We start from the raw sequence: 22,749 nt of genomic DNA, 5'->3' as shown, positions 1-22,749 counted from the left end.
CATATTCGGTTTTTTACCGCGCAGACAAAAGCGCGGCCCCAGGAGGAAAGAGAATGCCGGAATTGGCAACCGCGTCCGACGGAGCGCAAGTCCTTGAAAAGAATGGCGCGATCGGTGCTGCCATCGAAAAGCTGACGGGCCTGTTCAAGGACCGTTGCTCCACGTCCATGGCTCTGCGGGAACAGCATGGCCACACCACCACCTGGTTGAAGAATCAGCCGCCCGATGCAGTTGTCTTTGCGGAGACGACCGAGGAAGTTGCCGAAGCCGTCAAGATTTGCGCAGCTCACAAGGTTCCCGTGATCGCGTTCGGCACGGGGTCCTCGCTTGAAGGGCATGTGAATGCACCGTTCGGCGGCGTTTCCATAGACCTGTCCCGCATGAACAACATTCTGGAGGTCAATGCGCAGGATCTGGATTGCAGGGTCGAGGCCGGGGTAACGCGCAAGCAGCTCAACAGCTTTATTCGCGACACCGGCCTGTTCTTTCCGATCGACCCGGGGGCGGATGCCAGCATCGGCGGCATGGCGGCCACCCGTGCATCGGGCACCAACGCTGTTCGATACGGCACGATGAAAGACGCAGTCCTCGGCCTGACCGTGGTGACCGCGGACGGACGGATCATAAAGACGGGGGGACGGGCGAAGAAGTCCTCGGCGGGTTATGATCTGACCCGGCTTTTTGTCGGCTCTGAAGGCACGCTCGGCATCATCACCGAGTTGACCTTGCGCCTGAACGGTCAACCGGAAGCCATTTCCGGTGGCGTCTGCCCGTTCCCGGATGTGGCGTCCGCCTGCAATGCTGTGATCACCACCATCCAGATGGGTCTGCCTGTAGCGCGTATCGAGCTTCTGGATGAAGTTCAGGTGCGCGGCTGCAACATCTATTCCAAGCTGGATCTGCCTGAAACTCCGACGCTTTTCCTTGAGTTCCACGGATCTGAAGCCGGGGTGCAAGAGCAGTCGGAAACTTTTTCGGCGATTGCCGAGGAGTTTGGCGGCGGGCCATTCAAATGGGCGACAGCGGCCGAAGACCGGACGAAACTTTGGGCAGCCCGGCATGACGCCTATTGGGCGGGCAAGTCGCTGAAGCCTGAAGCCAGCATCATGGTGACGGACGTGTGCGTGCCGATCTCGCGGCTTGCGGACTGCGTTGCCGCCACGGCCGAGGATATCCGCAACGAAGGTTTCCTGGCGCCGATCGTCGGTCACGTGGGTGACGGTAATTTCCACGTTCAGATCCTGGTCAACCTGGACGATCCGGAAGAAAAGCAGCGGACGGAAGACTTTGTCGGACGGCTTGCGCTCAGGGCGATCGCCATGGGGGGCACCTGCACCGGCGAACATGGTGTCGGCCAGGGCAAGCAGAAATACATGGCCAAGGAACATGGCGAGGCGCTTGATGTGATGCGCGCTGTCAAACAGGCGCTCGATCCTCACAATTTGATGAATCCCGGCAAGATCCTGCCGCAGTCATGATATTGTATCGAATCAGTTCAATAAGCTCGTTTTGCTCCGCCGGACGCCGCAGGGCGGCGATCCGGCCGGCGCCGGAAATCCTGTGTTTGCACTGCAGCAGGGATCGGCTACATCTATCCGGTACGATATCCGGTGACTTTGGAGAACAAGGAGACAAGGCCTGAACTCCGTCTACATCACGTTGGGTGTAACAGTCATTCTGGTGCTGGTGGCAGCGCTGGTCGGGCCGTTCTTTATCGACTGGACCGTCTATCGGTCGACTTTCGAAAGCTATGCGGAGCGCGCGCTCGGGCACAGAGTGACTGTGCTGGGGGAGGCGGACCTGCGGCTTCTGCCTGCGCCCTCCATCAGTTTTTCCGACGTGCGTGTCGGTGGTGCCGAAGATCCACTGCTGGTGGTCTCGCGCTTCGACATGCGCATCGAGCTTCCGTCGCTGCTGAAGGGCGAGATTCGGGTTCTCGACATGGAACTCGACCGTCCGCACCTGTCACTTTCACTTGATGAGGCTGGTCGACTGGACTGGCTGACGGCCATGACGTCGAGCGGCGCCATAGCCAAACTGGCACCGGATGACCTGTCCTTCGAAAAGGTGACGATCCGTGACGGCGCATTGACGATCGTTGACGCGCGGTCTGGCGAAATCAACCGGATCGATGACGGAAATCTGGTCGTGTCCGCTCGCTCGCTGGAAGGCCCGTTCCGGGGCGCCGGCAGTCTCACGCTTAATGGTGCGCCCTATACGGTCAGTCTTGCGACAGGCCGCGCACAGGAAAACGCCGGACTGCGTGTCAAAGGCGAAGTCACGCCCACCAACAGGCCGGTGAACTTTGCTTTCGACGGTCAGCTTCAGGTGGCCGACGCCGCGCCTGAATTCGACGGCCGCTTCACCATCGCCTCTGTTGCGCTGGAAGAAAACGATCCGAACATCTGGCAGGCGGAAGGGCAGTTCACTGCCGATATCGCCGAGGTGGCGGTTCCCGAATTCGAGTTCCGCTATGGGCCCGAAGACCGGCGCCTGAGCATGACCGGCAATGCGGATCTGATCTATGCCGGCGAAAAGCGTTTTGAAATCCGTGCGAAGTCGAAGCAGGTCGATCTGGACAGGTTGCTGGGCGGCGGACCGCAATCCCCCGTCGACATCAACGAGGCGGCGACACGGCTGATTGGAGCCCTGCGTGTCGTGCCGCTGCCGTCCATCGACGGTGCCGTATCCATGGATGTTCCGGCGCTGGTGGCCGGTGGCGGCATCATCCAGAATGTTCGCCTGGATCTTGAAACCATGCTGGGCGGCTGGCGCGTCGCGCGCCTTGCCGGACGCCTGCCGGGCCGCACGACGGTTGCCACCCAGGGCGACCTCGGCCTCGAGCCGTCTTTGACCTATCGCGGTGCGGTGTCTATCAGCTCGGACCAGCCGGGGTCGCTTCTCAGCTGGTGGCGGCAGAAGGAAGCCGGCGTCGGTACTATCGAACCAGTCTCCCTGGAAGGGCGCTTGAACCTGGTGCCTGAAGGAGCGGCGCTGGACAATCTGCGTCTGACCATTGCCGGTTCCGAAGCTCGCGGTGGCCTGGCTTACCGCATTCCACGCAGCGGAAATTCGGAATTCTCGCTCTCTCTGGAAGCAGACCGGCTCGATCTGGACCAGATCGAAAACCTGGCTGCCCTGCTTCACCCTCAGGCTGTCGAAGGGCGGGAACCGGCAGACCCCAAAGGCCTCGATGTGTCCTTGCGCCTTCGTGCCAAACAGGTGGTGGCACGCGGTGTGGAGGGCGAAGGTCTGGCGCTGGAGGCAGAGTATTCGGACGGCGGCGTCAGGATCGACAGGCTGTTTGCAAACGACCTTGCAGGCGCCCGGCTCGATGTCTCCGGCGATATCCGCAATCTCTTTTCAGCACCTGAGGGAGCTGTGTCCGGAACGCTCGACGCCCGGGACCTCTCCGGTCTTGTTGCGCTTGCAGGCGGGTTGTTTCCCGAAACCATCTTTGTTGAACGGCTTGAGCGCGCAGCCGCAAGTCTGGTGCCTGCCAAGTTCGATGCCGAGTTGAAGGCGGCTGCGGTTGGCGAAGCAACGGACATGACACTGCGCCTGGATGGGAGCGCGGGCGGCGCCGACGCTGCGATCAATGCAGAGCTCAAGGGCCGTGTCGACCAGTGGCACGATGCCGAAGTTGCCGTCGGTGTGGAACTGAAGGGCCCGGATGGCGGCCGGCTTCTGCAGCAGCTCGGGTTTGATGTCATTCCTCTGGAAGCTGCCGGAACAGGCCATCTGGCGCTGAATGTTTCCGGCATCCCGGCAAAGGGGCTGGCCACCGACCTTTCCACGGAGATCGGCGGATCCAGCGTTGAAGCCAACGGAACCTTGACCCTGAAAAAGGATGAGGCGCCGGAATACCTTGTTTCGGTGACCGCAGAGACTGCGGACCTTGGCCCGCTGGCGTTGATGGCCGGCCGGGTCCTGCCGGTCATGAGCGGTACGATTCCTGCGGCGCTTTCGGTCGATGTCGAAGGGATTGGCAGCTCGATGGCTGTCAGCAGGGCTGAAGGCTCGCTCGGAACGACGACGTTCGAAGGTCGGCTGGAAGGCGACCTTGAACCGGCACCGGGCGAACGTAACAGACGTTTTTCCGGTGAGATAACGGTGTCCGAGGCCGATCTGCGCACAATGACGGAACTGGTCCTTGGTCCCGATCAGTGGTTCTCGGCGGGGGACGGTTCAAGCATCTGGCCGACAACCCCGTTCGGATCGCCGCTTCTGGATGGCCTCGACCTGACCATGCAGTTCAAGGCAGACAGAATGCTGCTGGACGAAGACACCGCCATTACCGGTCCGAGTGCCGAAATTCGTCTATCTCCCAGCCTGTTCCGCCTCGACAGTCTGCAGGGGGCCTTTGCCGGTGGTCAGCTTGACGGCAGCCTCTCGATTCGTCGGACCGAGGCGGAGGCCGCGGCTTCCGGACGGGTGAAACTGGACAATGCCGATCTGAGGCAGGTGTCCTGGCGGCCGGACAACAGGGCGGTCGCTTCCGGCACGCTCGACCTTTATCTGGAATTCGAAGGGGCGGGACGCTCGATCTCGGCAATCGTGTCAGGCCTCAACGGCGGCGGCACGTTCTCGATGGAAAACGGCGACTTCCGCGGTCTCAATCCGCAGGCCTTCCCGCTGGTGACACGCGCGGTGGATGCGGGACTGGACCTTCAGGAGAACAAGATCCGTGACGTTTTCGTCAGCCACATGGCGGCGGGAAGTCTTCCGTTCAAGCGCGTTGACGGCACGCTGACAATGGTGGGCGGACGACTGAGCGCTCGTAACGTTGTTGTCGATGCCGAAAAGGCGGAGATCTTCGGTAGTGCCGAAGTCAATCTCGCCAGTTACGAACTCGATGCGGATTTCTCGTTGAAAGTCGATCCGGGCGAGGACGCGGTCACCGGTGCTGAACCGCAGGTCGGGCTGTTGTTCGAAGGGGCGGTCGAGGGTCCTGAACGCCGCATCGACATCGCACCGTTTACCGCCTATCTCACCCTGCGTGCCTTTGAGCGGGAGGTTGAACGCGTCGAGAAGCTTCAGGCGGAAATTCTGGAACGTGACCGGCTTGTACGGGAACTGAAAAACCAGCGGGAAGGCGAAGCCCGCCGGGAACGTCAGGCAGCCCGGGCGGCCGAAGAGGAGCAGCTTCGTCTTGAGCAAGAGCAGTCCGGCGAAGACATTCAGCCTCAGCCGGATCCGGACAAGCAGGAAAATTCAGCCCTTCCGCAAAAGACCAACGATGCGCCGCGCAGGGAAACCCGCGCCGCGCCGCCGCCAGTGCCTGCGCCAGCCCCGACACCGGCCCCGGCTGTTGCCGCGGCTCCCTTTGCCGAGCGCATTCGGGCCGTGTTGGAGACGCCGGACCTGGAAGATCTGACCGCAGCGCCAGATACTGCCCCGGTCACCAATCCTTCGAACAGCCTGCCACCCCTGGACCCGCCGGTCTCCATTGAAGACCTTCTGACACGCGACGTCGGCTCGCCGCTGATCCTGCCCGGCGCGCAGTGACAGGCTGGTACGACGGGCCTTCGCTCGTCGATATTGGGCAGGTGTTGCCTGAAGCCCATTGAACGGCGATCGGAAAAGAAGCCGCCAGTCCTTTTCACTCAAAGTTTCAGCAATCTCTCCTCAGGATGAGGGAGATGTATGTTGCAGAGGCGGCAAGAGGGCTGAAGCTCGGACGCAGTCCGGGCACTTCTAGCAGCGCTGTGGGCAGGCGAAAAGCAGGGGACTGGAAATCAGATTGTCAGCCATTCATCCCTCCGAAATCAGACCAGCTTCCATTTGGACCCGTTTCAAGGCCCAGATCCTGACAGCGGAAGAGAGCGGATCATCGGGGTCGCGGTTGTCGTCGATTTCGGCAATCAGTCCGGCGAGGGACTTGTTCGCGGCGTCGGCGTAGGCGTCGACGACGTCCCAGAATTCCGGTTCCAGCGCGAGGCTGGTGCGGTGGCCATGAAGGGAGAGGGAGCGCTTTAACAGAGCCATTGGCGGTCAGCCGCGATCGCCGGAAGAGCTCGGGCCAGAAGGTTCGGCTTCGGTTTTGTCCGCGTCTGTTGTTGCTTTATCGGATGGTTCGGCATCCGGGCCGTCAGGTTTTTCCAGAAGATGCCCGTCGACATGGGCATCCAGCGTTTCCCGGCGTTGGCGGGCCGCCTCACGTTCGGCTTTGGACCGGCCATACTTGCGCCGGTTGTCCTCGGCCGTCTTTTCCTTGTCCTGACGGTTCTTCTGCTTGCGCACCATGCGCAGATTGATGATCTCCGCGCTCATGGGAAAGGCTCCCGATCTCAGGTCTTCTTGCGGAATGCATCCAGGGAAACGACTTCGCCGCCACCGTCACTGCTTTCGGCAGCTTGCACGGCAGGTTTCGCCTTGGTGTCTGCAGTTGCAGCTTCCTTGTCGCCTGCGCCGTCGTCCTGCCTGGCTTCGTTATCGGCATGTTCCTGCTCGGCCCTGGCAAGTTCTTCCACGGCTTCCAGCAGCTCTTCCGGCAGTTCTTCCGCCGTCTTGCCGGGATCGAACTCCAGCGCGAACTGTACGGACGGATCGAAGAAACCCTTGATGGCAGAAAAAGGCACCAGCAGCTTTTCCGGCACGCCGCCAAAGGACAGGCCAACCTCGAACGCATGTTCGCCGATGGCAAGATCCCAGAACTGGTGCTGCAGCACGATGGTCATTTCCTGCGGATAGCGCTCCTTGAGCCGCTGGGAAATGCGCACGCCAGGGGCATTGGTGTCGAACGCGATGTAGAAGTGATGGTCTCCGGGCAGCCCGGTACGACCGACTTCGGCAAGTATTTTCTTCACCGCTCCACGCAGCGCGTCCTGGATCAGAATATCGTATCGCAGAAGGTCTTCAGACATCGGTTTTCGTCGAATCTCGCTGGAAAAGTCCACTATCAGGAGCACATTGACGGGCCGAGATCAAAAAGAAAAGGCTCTTTTCCAAGTGAACCCAGATTAATGTGTGCAACCCGGCAATCATCGCTCATTGGTCATGCAACCTATGTAGGACGCTGCAAATACATGGGAAGATCAAGTGGAGGCTTCTGTTGCCAGGTGCCTCCGAACCCCGCCCGTGAGTGCTACCTCAAAGGACTTAGTGGACTACCGGCGCAGCGTTACGCTGCGACAGCGTTGTCCATAGCATAGTTGTCATTTGCAACTATTAAGAAAGCCCGATAACGGTGGTACAATGCCGAGCAAAAGCACAGTCTTTACGCCCTCGTCGATCCTATTTCGCCCCCGCCGAAACCCATGGAGTTTCCATAGCTTAGCCCCATGGGCTTGGGTGGAGGCGCCGGGTACCGCCCCCGGGTCCGATAGGTTTATTGCACTGACCATTTATTGCCATAGCTGGCGAACCAGCAGCCTTGATATAAGGTCTTCGGCCCTGAAATGAAAGAGGCTTCTGGCAAAGCATGTCGTTTGCCGGCTTGGCTCATGGCCATTCTTCCACAGCACGTGCCAAGTTGGGGAAAGTGCGGGGGAGGGGCTGTCTTTTCGGAAAAATCTGCCAAGTTAACCACAAACTCCAGATCTCCTGACCGCGAAGGCTTCCGCCGTGCAGCAATATCTCGATCTCTTGTCGAAAATCCTGGACGAAGGCGTTGATCGGGGCGACAGGACCGGAACGGGCACGCGCTCGATCTTCGGCCACCAGATGCGCTTCGATCTCTCGCAAGGCTTTCCCTGTGTCACGACAAAGAAGTTGCACCTGAAGTCGATCATTCACGAGCTGCTGTGGTTCCTCGCGGGCGATACCAACATTCGGTATCTGAAAGAAAACGGGGTGAAGATCTGGGACGACTGGGCAGACGAGAACGGCAATCTCGGGCCGGTCTATGGCTACCAGTGGCGGTCATGGCCGGCGCCGGACGGCAGGTCCATCGACCAGATCGCCAATCTGCTGAAGATGATCCGGACGAACCCGGAAAGCCGGCGGCTGATCGTCTCGGCGTGGAACCCGGCTCTGGTTGACGAGATGGCGCTGCCGCCGTGCCATTCGCTGTTCCAGTTCTACGTGGCTGACGGCAAGCTTTCCTGCCAGCTTTACCAGCGGTCGGCGGATGTGTTCCTGGGCGTGCCCTTCAACATCGCCTCCTATGCGCTGCTGACCATGATGGTGGCCCAGGTGACCGGCCTGAAGCCCGGCGACTTTGTGCACACGTTCGGTGATGCGCATCTTTATGCCAACCACTTCGATCAGGCCCGTGAGCAGCTCACACGTTCGCCGCGGCCCTTGCCGGAAATGAAGATCAATCCGGATGTCACGGATCTCTTTGCGTTCAAGTTCGAAGACTTCGAACTGACCGGCTACGACCCGCTCCCGCACATTGCCGCACCGATCGCGGTCTAGCCACCGGCTGTTTCAGCTCACTTCGAACCAGGTCATCATGCCCGATGCCGCATGACCGAGCATGTGGCAATGGATCAGCCATTTCCCGGGATTGTCCGCAACAAAGGCGATCTTGACCGTCTCGCGCGGCTGGCTTGTGAAGGTGTCGCGCCAGTCGGGGTTCTCCAGTTTCGTGCCATCGCGCTCGATGACGCGGAAATGATGGCCATGCAGGTGGATCGCATGCGGGAAAGCCGTGTCGTTCCGGCTTTCCAGAAGGATCGTGTCGCCGCGTTTGGCGGAAAACATCGGATCATCTTCCATACCAGCCACACCGTTGAAAGCCCAGAAGAGCCCCTCGGACATCATCTGGCGCATGTCCATCTCGACGCCGTGTCTCATCATCGACTGCATGCCGCCCATGGCTCCACCCGCCATCACTAATGGCAGTTCCCAGGGAGAGCTCAGATCGGGTTCCGGCAACCGGTTCGGCGGTGGCAGCACGAGTGGCAGGTCTTCGCTTTCGGTTTCCGAGACGACGAAGTTGGCGAAGGTGAACGGCTTGCCGGTCATCATCTCGAACGGCAGCTTGCCGGTTTCCTGAGGTCGTAGCACCAGATCCATGCGCTGTGCCGGCGCCAGTTGCACAGTGCCCTCGACCTCCCGCGCGGTGTCAAAGGCCTGCCCATCAAGCCCGACTATCTTCGCACCAAACCGCGCCGGAGCCAGATCAAGGATACGCGCCGTGGAGGCGTTGATCAGGCGCAGCCGGTGCCAGCGGTCCTTCTTCAACGCAATGTCGGGCATCGAAGCACCGTTGATGGTGAGCCAGTTGCCCAGACGTCCGGCATGGGCAAAGTCGTGCATGGCACCGAAGCTTGCGGTTTCCAGGATACCGTTTTCGTCCAGACGCCAATCGTTGAGGATCAGCGTGATGTCGCAATCCGGGTCGAAGGACTGCTCGTCGTCCTCGACTATCAGTGCGCCCGCGAGGCCGCGCGGCACCTGGTTCCAGCTCATGTTGTGGGCGTGGTACCAGAAGGTGCCTGCGTCCGGCACGACAAAGTCGTAGTCGAAGCTTTCACCGGGGGCGACGGGGGGCTGGGTGAGGCCGGCAACACCATCCATGGCATTGTCGATGCGGATTCCGTGCCAGTGGACCGAGGTGGGTTCGTCGAGGTTGTTGGTGAAGCGCACTCTGACGCGTTCGCCGCGCTTGACCCGTATCTGCGGACCGGGCAGCCGGTCGTTGTAGAGCCAGAGATCCGAGAGGCCGCCATCCTCGCCATAAAGTCGGGCCTGTCCCTTGACCGCCGCAAGGTCGAAGAAACTTTCTTCCGTTTTTGCCAGAGCAATGGCTGGTGACAAGGCGGCAAGACCTCCTGCCACCGATGCTTTCAAGAACGAACGCCGATCCACTCTCCCACCTTCCTGACGCAAGTTGCTTCTCCCCTTCACTATGGTGGTTCCAGTTGGTGGAAGGTCAAGCTCCTCGCACGGCAATAAACCTTTCAAATAACGCTCGCATTTGGCGATGAAACTGCCGACACTTCCTCCAGGTTTCACGCAAGGGAGCTCTCCATGAAGTCAACCGACGGTCTTTCGCTCTCACCCCATGCGGCAGCTGCCGAGCGTCGCGGGTTCGATACGTCCCTTGGCCGCAAGCTCTGCGCCGGTGCCGAGGCAGGTTTGTTGCCGCATCTTCATGTCGTGATTGCAGAACGCAGTGGTGAGACGGTTCTGGAAAGTTATGGCAAGGGAGAGGACGAAAACTGGGGCCGTCCGATCGGTGAGGTAACCTTCGGCCCCGAGACCCTGCACGACCTGCGTTCTATCACCAAATCCATCGTCAGCTTGCTCTATGGCATTGCACTGGAGCGGGGCGAGGTGCCGACGCTCGATACGCCGGTCCTGGAGCTTTTTCCCGAATATGCCGACCTTGCCGCGGATCCGAAACGCATGGAGCGGTCCGTGGAGCACGCCTTGACCATGTCGCTCGGCATGGAGTGGGACGAGACCCGTCCCTATACCGATCCGGAAAACAGCGAAATCGCCATGGAAATGGCCCCGGACAGGTACCGTTACATTCTGGAGCGGCCGCTGGTGGGGGACCCCGGCACCCGATGGATCTACAGCGGCGGAGCCACCGCGCTGGTGGGCGAAATCCTGCAACGGGGAACGGGGCAGAAGCTGGCCGATTATGCAAGGGAACGCCTGTTTACGCCACTTGGCATAACGCAGTTCGATTGGTCTATCGGCCGGGACGGGGCCTATTCGCCGGCATCCGGGCTGAGGTTGGCTGCGCCGGATCTGCTCAAGATCGGACGTCTCGTTCTTGACAACGGTATCTGGCAGGGCCGGGAGATCGTTCCCGAAGCCTGGATCCGGGCTTCACTGCAGCCAATCATCGAAACCAGCGAAGGACCGGGATACGGCTATTTCTGGTTTTGCGGCCAGGTTCCTGTTCCGGCTCTTGGCGGCCCGACACGCTGGTTTGCGGGCTTCGGTAATGGTGGCCAGCGGCTCTGGCTGTGCCCCAAGGCCGATGTTGCGGCCGTCATCTATTCCGGCAATTACAACGACTGGTCCGCCTGGATCCCTCCGACCCGGGTCTGGAGCGAGATCATTCTGGCGAATTTACGGGAAGCGTAGCCTTGCCTTTGAACGCCTGATCCTGACACCAATACATCCTCATCCTGAGGAAGCGCGCAGCGCTGTCTCGAAGGATGGGCCCCACACGCTGAATATGCCGCCCATCCTTCGAGACGCGAGCAGGCTCGCTCCTCAGGAGGAGGGGAGAGGAGGCTAGGTTAAGTTAAGCGTGCGTGCTGGTTCCACTGATCCGCAATGCAGGGTGAAAGCTCGAAGCGCTTTCACCCCTGCCGATGCGCTTCCAGGAAGTCCCGGTACCACAGGGCACTGTTCTTCAGCGTACGGACCTGGGTGCCATAATCCACGTGAACGATACCGAAGCGCATCTTGTAGCCTTCGGCCCACTCGAAATTGTCCATCAGGCTCCAGAGGAAATAGCCCTTCACCGGAACACCTGCCTCGCGTGCATCGGCAATGGCACCGAAATGTTTTTCCAGATAGTCGATCCGGCGCTGGTCGTTGACCACACCGTCCTGCGGCTCGTCATTGTAACAGGCACCGTTTTCAGTGATGTAGCAGTCCGGAAGCGGGTAACGGGTGTCGAGATCCTTCAGGAGATCCGACAGGCCCTTTTCATAGACTTCCCAGCCGATATCGGTCAGCTCCGGCCCCGGAGTTGGGGGAACCGTCTCGGCCATTGGATAGACCGCGCTGGCATTGGTGTCTGCTTTCACGCGTAGCGGCGTGTAGTAGTTCAGCCCCCACCAGTCGAGAGGCTGGTGAATGGTTTCAAGGTCACCGTCGCGAATGTCCATGTGGTCGCCGAAGGCGCTGAGCACATCCGCCGGATAACTGCCCTCGAACATCGGTTCGAAGAAAATGCCGTTGTTGAACTGGAAGGCCCGGTCTGCCGCTTGCCTGTCCTGCGGTGTGTCGCTGACCGGATAGACGGAATGGGCGTTGATGACGATGCCCATCGGCAGGTCCGGCTTTACGGACCGGGCAGCCTGAACGCCCAGGCCATGTGCCAGGTTCAGTGTGTGCACACTGGCTGCGAACGCCTCGATGCTTTTTTCTCCTGGAGCATGGATGCCGTAGAGATGGCTGAGATGACAGATGCACCAGGGCTCGTTGATGGTCGCCAGTGCGTCCATCCGGTCGCCGAGCCGTTTGACGACAATCTCCGCATAGTCCGCAAACGCTTCTGCCGTGCTGCGGGCGGTCCAGCCGCCATCGCCCGCCAGGGTCAGCGGCAGATCCCAGTGGTACAGCGTCGGATAGACCTTCAGACCACGGGCAACCATGCCATCGATCAGCCGGTCGTAGAAGTCGAGACCCTTCTCGTTCACCGGGCCTCGGCCATCGGGAAGAATGCGCGGCCAGGCGATGGAAAATCGGTAGGCGTCGACGCCGAGTGACTTGATCAGATCCAGATCGCTTTCCCAAAGATGATAATGGTCGCAAGCCATGTCTCCGGAATGCCTCTGGTAAACGCGGCCGGGCATCTTCGAAAAGGCATCCCAGATGCTGGGTTTGCGGCCATCTTCGCTGGTTGCGCCCTCGATCTGATAGGCCGCGGTTGCAACACCGTACAGAAAGTCGCCGGGAAAACGGAGCGCAATGTCTTTGGGAAGTGCCATGGAAACTCATCTGGAGTGGAAACGCGAATGCGATGGTCATAGTTTCCAAAGCGCTTTGGATCAAGTGATTTCGTCTTGCGTTCTGCGTATTCTCCGCAGCCAATGTGTCAGGTCCGGTGCGCGTGAAGTGTCATCAGCCAGCGCCAGAAGGGGAGTGCAGGTTCAAAGAGCCTTGCAATCGCTTCGTGGCCGTTTGCCCCCTGAAGCGACCCGATGTCGCTGACGTCTCGCCAAACGGCGAGGCCCTTGTGCCGGGCGAGATCACTGCGCGGGTGGTCCGCGGGAAAGCCGCGAGGAACCTTGGCAAGATCTGGGGCGGACATTTCAAACCCGGCAGCCGTCATATGCTCGATCAGATCTCCGATGTCCTCGCCGTTGTCCGTCTCGAGTGTCTGGAGAAACGATCCGAGCACCGGTTTTGAAAACCGCATGCACCCTGCGCCGGTGCGCACATGATCGGCTTCCACGGACAGGAAGAAGCTGGGCGGTTGCGCGTCCTTGCCCTGGAAAGCGGTGTCCTGCGGCCAGAAGGCCATGCGGACGTGGGTGTTGTAGGGTGTCTTGTCCCTGGAAAAGCGTAGGTCCCTGTTGATGCGAAATTGTTTCGAGGTGAGGTTGTGTCCGCAAAGCCGCGAGAGCGTTTCGGCAAGCCTGCCGCGAACCGCGTCGGCCGGATCCCTGACGAAGCGCTGGTAATCGGCCTTGTGCGTTTCAAACCAGTCCCTGGTGTTGTTAGCGGCAAGCTCTTCCAGAAAGCGGAAGGTTTCTGGCTGAAAACCGGAGCCGTTCATTTTGCCGTCTTTCCGGTTTTCGGCTTATTAGGCCTGGCAGTCTTGGGCGGCAGTGCGCTGACATAGGATCTGGCCATATCGATCCAGCTCTTCAGGTCTTCGTCGCTTTCGATCCCCTCCGGCTCGACCCGGATAAAGCCGGGCATGGGCCGGCCACCCATCTTGCAGACAGAGGCAAAGGGCCTTGCTACCGCCTCTTCCTGCTGTGCGGTTCCCACACGTGCCATCAGCCCGCGTTTGGAGGCGCAGACCAGCATGTTGCCGTGGACCATGAAGCAGGTGGAGCCGAACATGCGCTTTTGCTCGACATTTTCATCCGGGATCAACGCGCGGGTGCGTTCGATCAAGACGGTTTCCATCAGGTCGGACATTCCGAAAGTCTCCTGGTCGTGGCGGTCCAGTTTCAAGGACGTGCCAAGGGGCGCTTATCCGACAGCCTGGCAAGAAAAATGTCTGCGATTTTTCCTGGCTCACGTTTCCATGCTAGGAGGCGTTTGAGGAATTGAAAACCGGATTCGGAGATGGCTTTGCCGGAACTTGTCTTGATTGCCGCGGTGGCACGAAACGGGATTATCGGGTCCGATAACGACATGCCCTGGCGGTTGCCGTCGGATCTGAAGTATTTCAAGCGGCTGACGCTTGGAAAGCCGGTGATCATGGGGCGCAAGACGTTTCTGTCGTTCGGCGGCAAGCCCTTGCCGGGACGTCCGCATGTGATTGTTTCCAGGGATCCGCAATATGCACCGGAAGGTGCGGAAGCTGCGACGTCCCTCGAAGAGGCGCTGCGGCGGGGTGTGGAACTGGCCGCAAATCTTGGTGTCGACCAGGTCATGTGCATCGGCGGGGGGCAGCTTTATGCCCAGGCGATCGGCAAAGCCGACCGTCTCGAGATCACCGAGGTGGACGCTCAGCCGGCGGGAGACACCCGCTTTCCGGACATCGATCCGGCGGTGTGGCAGGAAGTCGGTCGCAAGCCGGGCGAGCGCACCGAACGCGACAGCGCAGATTTCACCTTCGTCTCCTACCGCCGCAAGGCTTGAATACCTATCGGATCCGTTGTCATGAGTTTACCCGCCAATCTGACGGCCAGATGGGCCACTTTCGATGAGCTAAGCCTCAACGACCTCTATGGAGTGCTCAAACTGCGCCAGGATATATTCATTCTGGAGCAGGCATCTTTTTACGCCGACATCGACGGCAAGGACCAGACGGCGCTGCATTACCTCATCAAAGACGAGGAGGCCGGAGCGCTTCTGGGCGCAATCCGCCTGTTCACAGAACCGCAGCAGGGCCGTGCCCGCATCGGCAGGGTGGTCATTGCCAAGGCAGGCAGGGGGAGCGGGCTCGGGCGTCTCATGATGCAAGCCGGCATCGACAAGGCGGAGGCCCTGGTTCCCGGGTGTGAGATCCACGTTTCCGCACAGGCTTACCTGGAGGCTTTCTACGGCTCCCTGGGCTTTGCGACGGTGTCTGAAGAATACATCGAGGACGGTATTCTGCATGTCGACATGATCCGTTCCGCCAACGTGAACTGAGCCCGTCTTTTCGGGGCAAATTCCGGCGGGGTGCGGCCAAATGTTCCGTCGGTCTTGACAGTCTCTCCGTTTACCACCACCTGCGGCACGGGAACACGCGGGTTTTGGGAGGTTTTTACGTGGGGCTTTCCGTTGAAAGCATACGGTAACCTCCCTATAACCAACGGTGAGTCAGAACGGGTGAAAATCCCTGTCCAGGATAACGTGCCGGACGACAAAGAAGGAAGTTTTGATGCCTTGGAGCAATCAGTCAGGTGGCGGTGGCCCCTGGAAAGGTGGCGGAAACAACGGCGGCCCTTGGGGCAGCGGCGGTGGCGGCGGCGGTAACGGCAACGGCCCGTGGGGTGGAGGCTCCAACCGTGGAGGCGGAAACCCACCCGATCTTGAAGAGCTCCTGAAACGTACACAAGACCGCATGCGCAACGTCCTTCCGGGCGGTGGCGGCGGCGGCCTGGGTTTCATCGGCGGCGGGATCGTGGTCGGCGTGGCGCTTATCGTCTGGCTGGCCTTCGGCTTTTATGTTGTCGATGAAGGCGAGGTCGGTGTCGAATTGGTACTCGGCAAGGTCGAGGATCAGACCCCTCCTGGCCTGAACTACAACTGGCCTTATCCGATCGGTGAAGTTTACACCCCGAAAGTCGAACTGCAGCGCGAAACCACTGTTGGCACCGAAGAAAACGTCAGCAGCTCCGGCGTTGTGCGCGCACGCGACGTTCAGGAAGAAAGCCTGATGCTGACCGGCGACGAAAACATCGTCGACGTCGGTTTCAAGGTCCTGTGGCGTATCCGGAATACCAACGAGGGTATTGCCGACTTCCTGTTCAATATCCAGGATCCGGAAGCGACCGTGAAAGCCGTGGCCGAAAGCGCGATGCGTGAGGTGGTCGGCGGATCGAAGATCGACTCCATCCTGACGGAAAACCGTGTTTCCATCCAGAACGACGTTGCCAGCCTGATGCAGAAGACACTCGACAGCTATCAGTCGGGTATCGAGATCGGCGAAGTCCAGATGCAGCGCGTTGACCCGCCTGCGCAGGTTATCGACGCCTTCCGCGACGTGCAGGCCGCACGCGCCGACGAAGAGCGCATCAGCAACGAGGCCAAGGCCTACGCCAACCGGGTGGTTCCGGAAGCGCGCGGTGAAGCAGCACGCGTTCTGGAAGCGGCAAACGCCTACAAGGACCAGACCATTGCCGAGGCAACCGGTCAGTCCCAGCGTTTCACCAAGATCTACGAAGAATACAGGAAAGCACCGGACGTGACCCGTGAGCGTCTGTATCTCGAAACCCTGGAAAAAGTTTTGGGCTCGAACAACAAGATCATCATCGACAGCGACTCGACAGGCTCCGGCGTGTTGCCGTACCTGCCGCTGAATGACCTGAACGGGCGTCAGACCGCCCCTGCACAGCGCGCGGGAGGCAACTGATCATGCGTAGTGGTATTCTTGCAATCGTCCTGCTGATCGCAGCGGTCGTCGCCTATCTCTCGGTCTTCATCGTCAATCCGACCCAGCAGGCGCTTGTCCTGCAGTTCGGTAAGATCGTCGAACAGCCGAAGAAGGAACCGGGTCTCTACTTCAAGATCCCGTTCGTTCAGAACGTCGTCTACTTCGACAAGCGCATCCTGAACCTGAACATGCCGCCGCTTGAGCCGATCACCTCGGACAAGAAGCGTCTGATCGTGGATGCCTTCGCGCGGTACCAGATCTCCAATCCGGTGCTGTTCTATCAGCGTGTCCAGAATATCCAGACCGCCAACCGGCGCCTGTCGACGTTCCTGCAGTCCTCGCTGCGTTCGGAAGTTGGCCGTACCAGCTTCGTGGCTCTTGTTCGCGACGACCGTACCGGCGTGATGGAAAACATTCGCCGCGATATCGATGCCAATGCCGAACAGCTCGGCATCGAGGTGATCGACGTGAAGATCCGCCGTGCGGATCTGCCGGACGCCAACTCGCAGGCAATCTATGCCCGTATGCAGACCGAGCGTCAGCAGGAAGCCACGGAAATCCGTGCACAGGGTGAAGAAGCAGCCCGTAGGATCCGGTCCCGTGCGGATCGCGACGCGACCGTTCTTGTTGCTGAAGCACGCCGTGACTCGGAAATCATGCGTGGTACCGGTGACGCTGAAAGAAACAGGATCTTTGCCGAGGCATTCGGTGCCGATCCGGAATTCTTCGCCTTCTACCGGTCCATGCAGGCCTATGAGGCAGGATTGCGGTCCGGCGATACCAGCCTGGTGCTGTCGCCTGATTCAAGCTTCTTCCGCTTCTTCAAGGACCCGACCGGTATCTTGCCGGCTCCGGGTGCCGATGGAAACGGTAGTCAGGGCGTATCCGACCGGAATCCGTCGCTCGCTGCACAATGAGCGAACTGGTAACGGCGCTCGGCCTGGTCCTGGTGCTTGAAGGTGTTCTCTACGCGCTTGTGCCCGGTGGCATGAAGTCCATCATGCGCAGCGCGCTGGAGACACCGGACCAGACCTTGCGGGCAACTGGCCTGATCGTGGCGGTTATCGGCGTATTTCTTGTGTGGATCATTCGCGGATAACGAAAAGTTTTCGGGCGGGAGGCGCAAAATCTTCCCGCCCGTTCTATATTCTGAACCAAGGACCGGAACAAACCCATCGACTGTCAGCATTCTGACTGCAGTCCAACCGGCTGGGATGAGGAGAAAGCCCTATGGCTCCACTAAGTATTCGCCGTCGGATGACCAGGATCGCCGCAGTCGCGGCGGGCATCGTAATCGGTGGAATGGCAGCTTTTCAGCCTATCCAGGCAGCATACGCACAAGGACCTGTGTCCGTCGCGGATCTGGCGGAAGGTCTCGCGGATGCAGTGGTGAATATTTCCACCGCTCAAACCGTGCAGGGGCGCCGTTCGGTGCCGATGCCGCAGGTTCCGGAAGGTTCGCCCTTCCAGGAGTTTTTTGAAGAATTCTTCAACCGGCAGAACCGGGACGACGACCAGCCGCGGCGGGTTCAGTCGCTGGGTTCTGGCTTCGTCATCGACGGGGAAGCCGGCATCATTATCACCAACAATCACGTTATCGAAGGGGCGGACGAAATCACCGCCAACTTCAACGACGGCACCAAGCTGAAGGCGACGCTCCTCGGCACCGACGAGAAAACCGATCTCGCAGTGCTGCAGGTGGAGCCGACCACGCCGCTGAAGGCCGTCAGTTTCGGCGATAGCGACGCTATTCGCGTTGGCGACTGGGTGATGGCGATCGGCAACCCGTTTGGTCTGGGCGGCACCGTGACCGTCGGTATCGTGTCGGCACGAAACCGCGACATCAACTCCGGTCCCTACGACAACTTCATCCAGACGGATGCCTCCATCAACCGGGGGAACTCGGGCGGACCGCTGTTCGACATGGAAGGCAACGTGATCGGCATCAACACGGCCATCATCTCGCCGTCCGGCGGCTCCATCGGCATCGGATTTGCGATCCCGGCCAACACCGCCATGAACGTGATCGATCAGCTGCGCAAGTTCGGCGAAACCCGCCGCGGCTGGCTGGGTGTTCGCATTCAGGAAGTCACGGACGAGATTGCCGACAGCCTGGCAATGGACAAGGCCATGGGCGCGCTGGTGGCCGGTGTGACCGACGATGGTCCGGCGGCCAAGGCGAAAATCGAACCGGGTGACGTGATCATCAAGTTCGACGGCAAGGATGTCGACACGATGCGCGAACTTCCGCGCATGGTGGCGGAAACTGAAATCGGCAAGGAAGTTGAAGTCACGGTTCTGCGCAAGGGCGAGGAAGTCGCCATCAGCGTGATCCTCGAGCAGCTCGTTGAAACCGAGGTGACCGAAGCCAGCGCAACCGAGGAAGAAGAGCCTGCGGAAAAGCCGGTCGAAAAGAGCGAAGTGCTCGGCATGTCGCTTGCCGTTCTGGACGACGCCTTGCGCAAGCAGTTTTCCATCGATGAAGACGTCAGCGGTGTTGTGGTCACGGAAGTGAAGCCAGGCACCTCTGCGGAGGAAAAGCGCGTGATGGCTGGCGATGTCATCAAGGAAGTCGCTCAGGAAACGGTCGAGACGCCGGAAGACGTCATGGCCGAGATCGACAAGCTGAAAAAGGACAACCGCCGCTCGGCCCTGCTTCTGCTGGCCAATCCGACGGGTGATGTCCGCTTCGTTCCGGTGCGGATCGAAGACGAGTAATCCTTCCGGACTTCGGAAGCTGAATGCAGAAGGGCGCCGTGAGGCGCCCTTTTTTTCTGCTTTCAATCTCCTGCACGCTCTTCCTGAAGATGGCTGAAGGTCTGTCTGGAACGGGAAGGGGGATGCTTTGGAGCAAGGGGCCTATCCTTCGAGACAGCGCTCCGTGCTTCCTCAGGATGAGTTTGGTGGTGGGGCGGAGTTGGGGGCTTGGAGGATGCTGGTGACCTTGGCGGGTTGGATGTGCCGTGGGGCGAATTGACAGTGTGTGGCCTAACCACTTCGAAGAGTTTTGTGTTCGGTATCCCCACACACTCTCCCTCATCCTGAGGAAGGCTTGAGGCCTGTCTCGAAGGATGGGCTGCATACTCCGTCGAAAGGTTCATTCCTTGAAAGACAGGAAGAACCGCCCACGCGAGGCGAGGATTCTAAACCGCTCAAATCAGGATTGCCGCAGGCCCGCGCCTTAACTCAGAACGAAATCGCTTTCCGCGTAGCCTTGCAGGTAGAGCAGGGCTGTGAGGTCGCCGTGGTCGATGCGGAAGTCGGCGGCGGCGGCGACTGCCGGTTTGGCCCTGTAAGCGACACCGGCTCCGGCACGTTCGATCATGGCAAGGTCGTTTGCGCCATCTCCGACCGCAAGCGTATCTGCGAATTCCAGGCCGCGCTCCGCGACGAGATATTCCAGGCGGGTGCGCTTGGCTTCGCGTCCGAGAATCGGTTCTCCGACCTTGCCTGACAGTTTTCCGTCCACTTCCAGCAGCGTGTTGGCCTGGTTCTCGTCAAAACCGATCAGCGTCGCGACAGCAGATGTGAAATGGGTGAAGCCACCGGAAACAAGGGCACAGTAAGCGCCGTTCGCCTTCATCGTCTGGACCAGCGTGCGGCCGCCCGGCATCAGCTGGATCCGCTTGCTGAGCACCGTTTCGATGGCCGACACCGGCAATCCGGCGAGAAGGCCAACACGTTCGCGCAGGGCCGGTTCAAAATCGATCTCGCCGCGCATCGCCCGCTCGGTAATTTCCGATATGCGATCCTTGAGGCCAAGTTCAGCCGCCAGTTCGTCGATGCATTCCTGGCGGATCATGGTGGAATCCATGTCGGCGATCAGCAGGTGCTTGCGGCGGCCGGCTTCCTTCTGCACAAAGACGTCGACGGGGGCACGGCCGATCACTTCGCGCAAGATACCGTCCGCGGCACTTGCATCCAGACCCTCAAAGCGGATATCCGCTGCGACACCTGCAGAAAGACGTGTCGAGGTTCCGGTAACGCCGAGTGCGTCGGATGCCTGCCGAACCAGATCCTCGTCGACTGCAGGCGCAGCAGGAGTGGATACCAAAGTGGCAACAAAAGACATGGACGGTTCCCTGGACGACGATGACGGCACGCCCGCAACTGCCAGGCGCGCCATTCTGATAGCCGGGCCGACAGCCAGCGGCAAGTCCGCTTTGGCGTTGACGCTGGCCAAAAGGCTGAATGGTGTCATCGTGAATGCAGATTCCATGCAGCTTTACGAAGACTTGCGACTGGTGAGTGCACGCCCCAGCGTGGCGGAGGAGGCTGAAGCACCTCACAGGCTATACGCCGTGTTGCCTGCATCGACTGCCTTTTCGACCGGCGACTGGCTGCGCCTGGCGGAACGGGAACTGCTAGATGCCTGGGGAAACGGCCAGATGCCTATCCTCGTCGGTGGCACCGGCCTCTACTTCAAGGGGCTTACGGAAGGCTTTGCGGAAATGCCTGGCATTCCGGAAGAGATCCGTGCCAGCGCGAGATCCATCGCCGACACGCAGGGTGTGGAAGGCTTGAGGCAGCACCTGATTGCCGAGGGAGATCCTGAGTCTGCCGAGGCGCTGGTTGATCCGCAACGTCTTGCCCGTGCACTGGAGGTTCTGCTGGCAACCGGCCGCCCTCTGAAGACGTGGCAACAGCACGCCCAGTCATCGCCTCTTCTCAAGCCGCAGGCGTGTCACCGGATCGTTCTGGCACCGCCGCGGCCTTGGCTGCATGAACGTATCGAGCAACGGGCAAGGTTGATGGTTTGCGAAGAAGGCTTCAATGAAGTGCGGGCGCTGCTTGAACAAGGCCTATCGGATAAGTTGCCAGCGATGAGGGCAATCGGCGTGCCGGAACTTGGCGCCTATCTTGCCGGAAAAGCCGATTATGCAGAAACCATCCACAGGCTGACTGTTGCAACGCGTCAATACGCAAAGCGTCAGGAAACCTGGTTTCGCAACCAGATGTCGGATTGGCAACGGGTTGATCCTTCAAACCTAATTGAGATGGAGGCCTTTCTCCGAACGGTTTGACGGCTCAGCGTCAACTTCTGATGTGTGCGGTGCAGCAGTGGTTTGAGCGTAACTCTTTGGTATTGCGAATATATTTTTGTCAAAATTGATCTTATACTTTTGTCTGCCATGGCAATGGCACAATTCAGGGTTACATGGCTAACATGCGTTCGGTGGCGGGATTCGCTGCCGCTTGTAAGGCCTGAAGAAATCCTAGACTGGGAGGTCACGGTGCAGACGATCATACTCGAATGCGGTTCAGTGCGGCTCGTCCCTTTCAAGCCAACCGATATTCATCTCGTCAAAGATCTTCACTCCGATCCTTACGGCAACCGATGTACAGAATATTCCACCAATTGCACCGTCGTTGATGCGGAAGAACTGGTGCGCTCTGCTCAGCAGAACCAGGACGACCTCGGGTTTGCCAAGTGGAAGGCGGTGTCTTCCGATGGGGCATTTCTGGGCTGGGCCGGGTTTACGCCTGTCAGCGAAACTTCCGAGATCAGTCTGAACTATTGCCTGCGTCTCGACGTGCTGGATCAGGACCCGGATCTGCCCAAGCGCCTTTGTGCCGCCTTGTCAGACTGGTTCTTCGAAAACACCTATTTTTCCCATCTGGTCGCTGTCGTGCGCACCGACAACCGGACCATGCGAGAAGTGGTCAAGGGCAACGGTTTCTATCACCGCGAGAGCAAAGTTATCGAAGGTATGCAGGCGGACGTGTTTCAGCTCTTGAGCCCGTCCATGCAATCCTATCTCATGAGTGCTTAGGCATTTTCGGGGCTTACGGGACCTCGAGAAATGCGTCGGGACCGTGTCTGCCACGGTCCCTTTTTTTGAGAGTGACCCATTTGAACACACCCATTCTGACAACAGGCAGGCTGCGCCTGTTGCCTTTTTCCGAAGATGACTTCCCATTGTTGCAGGACCTTCATTCAGATCCTGAGGTCAATCGCTATCTGTCTCCGGGACCGGCGATCATGGATCCGGAGGAAGTGCGCCGGCGGCTGGCGAATTACGTCGGCGATCACCGGGTCACCGGGATGTCCAAATGGAAACTGGAGACGGTTGAGGGAGCCTTTATCGGCCGGGCGGGGTTCTCGTTCGAAAGGAACCCGGAAGGTTATGAACTTGGCTACAGCCTGAAACGGTCAGCCTGGGGGAAGGGCTATGCGAGCGAGATCGCGCGGGCTCTTGTCGGCTGGTTCTTCGACACGACACAGAACGATCACATGCTTGCCTATGCAGTTGCGGAACATAAGGCTTCGCAGCGGGTGATGCAGAAGGCAGGACTGCGTTTCTGGCGGGAAATACGAAAGCACGGATTGCATTGCCGGTTCTACCGGATCACGCGCCGGCAATATCTTCAGTCTCTGGAGCCTGGCACGGGCGGTTGATCGC

General features: G+C 59.7%; 21 protein-coding genes and 1 other RNA gene. 13 read left to right on the top strand and 9 right to left on the bottom strand.

All coding sequences use genetic code 11. From position 1 onward, the window contains the following. The first annotated feature begins 53 nt into the window (after positions 1 to 53). Both HCG46_RS02975 and HCG46_RS02970 read left to right on the top strand, forming a co-directional pair. The gene (locus tag HCG46_RS02975; protein ID WP_152506013.1) at positions 54 to 1,478 is read left to right on the top strand and encodes an FAD-linked oxidase C-terminal domain-containing protein; all 1,425 of its coding nucleotides are present in this window, start codon (positions 54 to 56) and stop codon (positions 1,476 to 1,478) included. A 181-nt stretch (positions 1,479 to 1,659) separates the two neighbouring features. Next, positions 1,660 to 5,508 (top strand): AsmA-like C-terminal region-containing protein, encoded by a 3,849-nt coding sequence (locus HCG46_RS02970; RefSeq protein ID WP_168684537.1) that lies wholly within the window; start codon positions 1,660 to 1,662, stop codon positions 5,506 to 5,508. Positions 5,509 to 5,754: 246 nt separating this feature from the next. On the opposite strand, the gene HCG46_RS02965 is transcribed toward HCG46_RS02970, so the two are convergent. From HCG46_RS02965 to ssrA, 4 genes are all read right to left on the bottom strand, one after another. Further along, positions 5,755 to 5,988 carry a ribbon-helix-helix domain-containing protein gene (locus tag HCG46_RS02965; RefSeq protein WP_152506015.1) on the bottom strand — a complete coding sequence of 78 codons (234 nt, stop codon included), beginning with the start codon at positions 5,986 to 5,988 and terminating at the stop codon, positions 5,755 to 5,757. Between the two features lie 6 nt (positions 5,989 to 5,994). Then, positions 5,995 to 6,273, bottom strand: a complete 279-nt coding sequence (locus HCG46_RS02960; RefSeq protein WP_168684535.1) for a DUF4169 family protein — start codon at positions 6,271 to 6,273, stop codon at positions 5,995 to 5,997. 17 nt (positions 6,274 to 6,290) lie between these two features. Beyond that, positions 6,291 to 6,866, bottom strand: coding sequence for an SspB family protein (locus HCG46_RS02955; protein WP_023000519.1), 576 nt, complete (start codon positions 6,864 to 6,866; stop codon positions 6,291 to 6,293). Positions 6,867 to 7,040: 174 nt separating this feature from the next. Continuing rightward, positions 7,041 to 7,410: a transfer-messenger RNA gene (gene ssrA, locus HCG46_RS02950) on the bottom strand. A gap of 156 nt (positions 7,411 to 7,566) precedes the next feature. On the opposite strand from ssrA, the gene HCG46_RS02945 reads away from it, so the two are divergent. Continuing rightward, a complete protein-coding gene (locus HCG46_RS02945) occupies positions 7,567 to 8,361 on the top strand; it encodes a thymidylate synthase (protein ID WP_023000520.1) in 795 nt (264 codons plus the stop codon). 12 nt (positions 8,362 to 8,373) lie between these two features. Here the strand turns inward: HCG46_RS02945 and HCG46_RS02940 are convergent, their stop codons facing one another. Further along, the gene (locus HCG46_RS02940) at positions 8,374 to 9,759 is read right to left on the bottom strand and encodes a multicopper oxidase family protein (protein ID WP_168684533.1); all 1,386 of its coding nucleotides are present in this window, start codon (positions 9,757 to 9,759) and stop codon (positions 8,374 to 8,376) included. A 162-nt stretch (positions 9,760 to 9,921) separates the two neighbouring features. Between HCG46_RS02940 and HCG46_RS02935 the strand changes: the two genes are divergently transcribed. Beyond that, complete coding sequence (locus HCG46_RS02935) at positions 9,922 to 10,992, top strand: serine hydrolase (protein ID WP_168684531.1); 1,071 nt, start codon at positions 9,922 to 9,924, stop codon at positions 10,990 to 10,992. A 221-nt stretch (positions 10,993 to 11,213) separates the two neighbouring features. Here HCG46_RS02935 and HCG46_RS02930 read toward each other — a convergent pair whose 3' ends face one another. From HCG46_RS02930 to HCG46_RS02920, 3 genes are all read right to left on the bottom strand, one after another. Beyond that, on the bottom strand, positions 11,214 to 12,572 hold the full coding sequence (locus HCG46_RS02930; RefSeq protein ID WP_168684529.1) for a GH1 family beta-glucosidase: 1,359 nt from the start codon (positions 12,570 to 12,572) through the stop codon (positions 11,214 to 11,216). A 107-nt stretch (positions 12,573 to 12,679) separates the two neighbouring features. Next, positions 12,680 to 13,363, bottom strand: a complete 684-nt coding sequence (locus HCG46_RS02925; protein ID WP_168684527.1) for a DUF2461 domain-containing protein — start codon at positions 13,361 to 13,363, stop codon at positions 12,680 to 12,682. Next, the gene (locus HCG46_RS02920) at positions 13,360 to 13,734 is read right to left on the bottom strand and encodes a TfoX/Sxy family protein (RefSeq protein WP_168684525.1); all 375 of its coding nucleotides are present in this window, start codon (positions 13,732 to 13,734) and stop codon (positions 13,360 to 13,362) included. Before HCG46_RS02920 ends, HCG46_RS02925 begins: the two co-directional genes overlap by 4 nt. A 150-nt stretch (positions 13,735 to 13,884) precedes the next feature. Here HCG46_RS02920 and HCG46_RS02915 point away from each other — a divergent pair, with 150 nt between their 5' ends. From HCG46_RS02915 to HCG46_RS02890, 6 genes are all read left to right on the top strand, one after another. Next, a complete protein-coding gene (locus tag HCG46_RS02915; RefSeq protein ID WP_168684522.1) occupies positions 13,885 to 14,403 on the top strand; it encodes a dihydrofolate reductase in 519 nt (172 codons plus the stop codon). A 21-nt stretch (positions 14,404 to 14,424) separates the two neighbouring features. After that, the gene (locus HCG46_RS02910) at positions 14,425 to 14,898 is read left to right on the top strand and encodes a GNAT family N-acetyltransferase (RefSeq protein WP_023000527.1); all 474 of its coding nucleotides are present in this window, start codon (positions 14,425 to 14,427) and stop codon (positions 14,896 to 14,898) included. 232 nt (positions 14,899 to 15,130) lie between these two features. Continuing rightward, complete coding sequence (gene hflK / locus HCG46_RS02905; protein ID WP_023000528.1) at positions 15,131 to 16,324, top strand: FtsH protease activity modulator HflK; 1,194 nt, start codon at positions 15,131 to 15,133, stop codon at positions 16,322 to 16,324. Positions 16,325 to 16,326: 2 nt separating this feature from the next. Continuing rightward, positions 16,327 to 17,262: a protease modulator HflC gene (locus tag HCG46_RS02900; RefSeq protein WP_023000529.1), complete on the top strand. Its 936-nt coding sequence runs from the start codon at positions 16,327 to 16,329 to the stop codon at positions 17,260 to 17,262. Then, on the top strand, positions 17,259 to 17,444 hold the full coding sequence (locus HCG46_RS02895; protein ID WP_023000530.1) for a DUF2065 domain-containing protein: 186 nt from the start codon (positions 17,259 to 17,261) through the stop codon (positions 17,442 to 17,444). Before HCG46_RS02900 ends, HCG46_RS02895 begins: the two co-directional genes overlap by 4 nt. Positions 17,445 to 17,575: 131 nt before the next feature. After that, positions 17,576 to 19,063 (top strand): DegQ family serine endoprotease, encoded by a 1,488-nt coding sequence (locus HCG46_RS02890; RefSeq protein ID WP_031269138.1) that lies wholly within the window; start codon positions 17,576 to 17,578, stop codon positions 19,061 to 19,063. A 463-nt stretch (positions 19,064 to 19,526) separates the two neighbouring features. Here HCG46_RS02890 and serB read toward each other — a convergent pair whose 3' ends face one another. After that, entirely contained in the window at positions 19,527 to 20,417 is an 891-nt protein-coding gene (gene serB / locus HCG46_RS02885; protein ID WP_023000532.1) for a phosphoserine phosphatase SerB, read from the bottom strand. Here serB and miaA point away from each other — a divergent pair. The 3 genes from miaA to HCG46_RS02870 all read left to right on the top strand — a co-directional run bounded on the left by miaA (position 20,401) and on the right by HCG46_RS02870 (position 22,745). Next, positions 20,401 to 21,369 carry a tRNA (adenosine(37)-N6)-dimethylallyltransferase MiaA gene (gene miaA / locus HCG46_RS02880; RefSeq protein WP_353621807.1) on the top strand — a complete coding sequence of 323 codons (969 nt, stop codon included), beginning with the start codon at positions 20,401 to 20,403 and terminating at the stop codon, positions 21,367 to 21,369. The two genes, serB and miaA, sit on opposite strands and share 17 nt — an antisense overlap. A 210-nt stretch (positions 21,370 to 21,579) precedes the next feature. After that, complete coding sequence (locus HCG46_RS02875; protein ID WP_023000534.1) at positions 21,580 to 22,119, top strand: GNAT family N-acetyltransferase; 540 nt, start codon at positions 21,580 to 21,582, stop codon at positions 22,117 to 22,119. Between the two features lie 80 nt (positions 22,120 to 22,199). Continuing rightward, positions 22,200 to 22,745 (top strand): GNAT family N-acetyltransferase, encoded by a 546-nt coding sequence (locus tag HCG46_RS02870; protein ID WP_168684520.1) that lies wholly within the window; start codon positions 22,200 to 22,202, stop codon positions 22,743 to 22,745. Positions 22,746 to 22,749: the final 4 nt, after the last annotated feature.

The organism is Labrenzia sp. PO1 (assembly GCF_012273635.1).
Taxonomy (GTDB): Bacteria; Pseudomonadota; Alphaproteobacteria; order Rhizobiales; family Stappiaceae; genus Roseibium; species Roseibium algicola.
The sequence above is the reverse complement of the archived record's forward strand: the minus strand, read 5'-3'. Positions and strand labels throughout refer to the sequence as shown.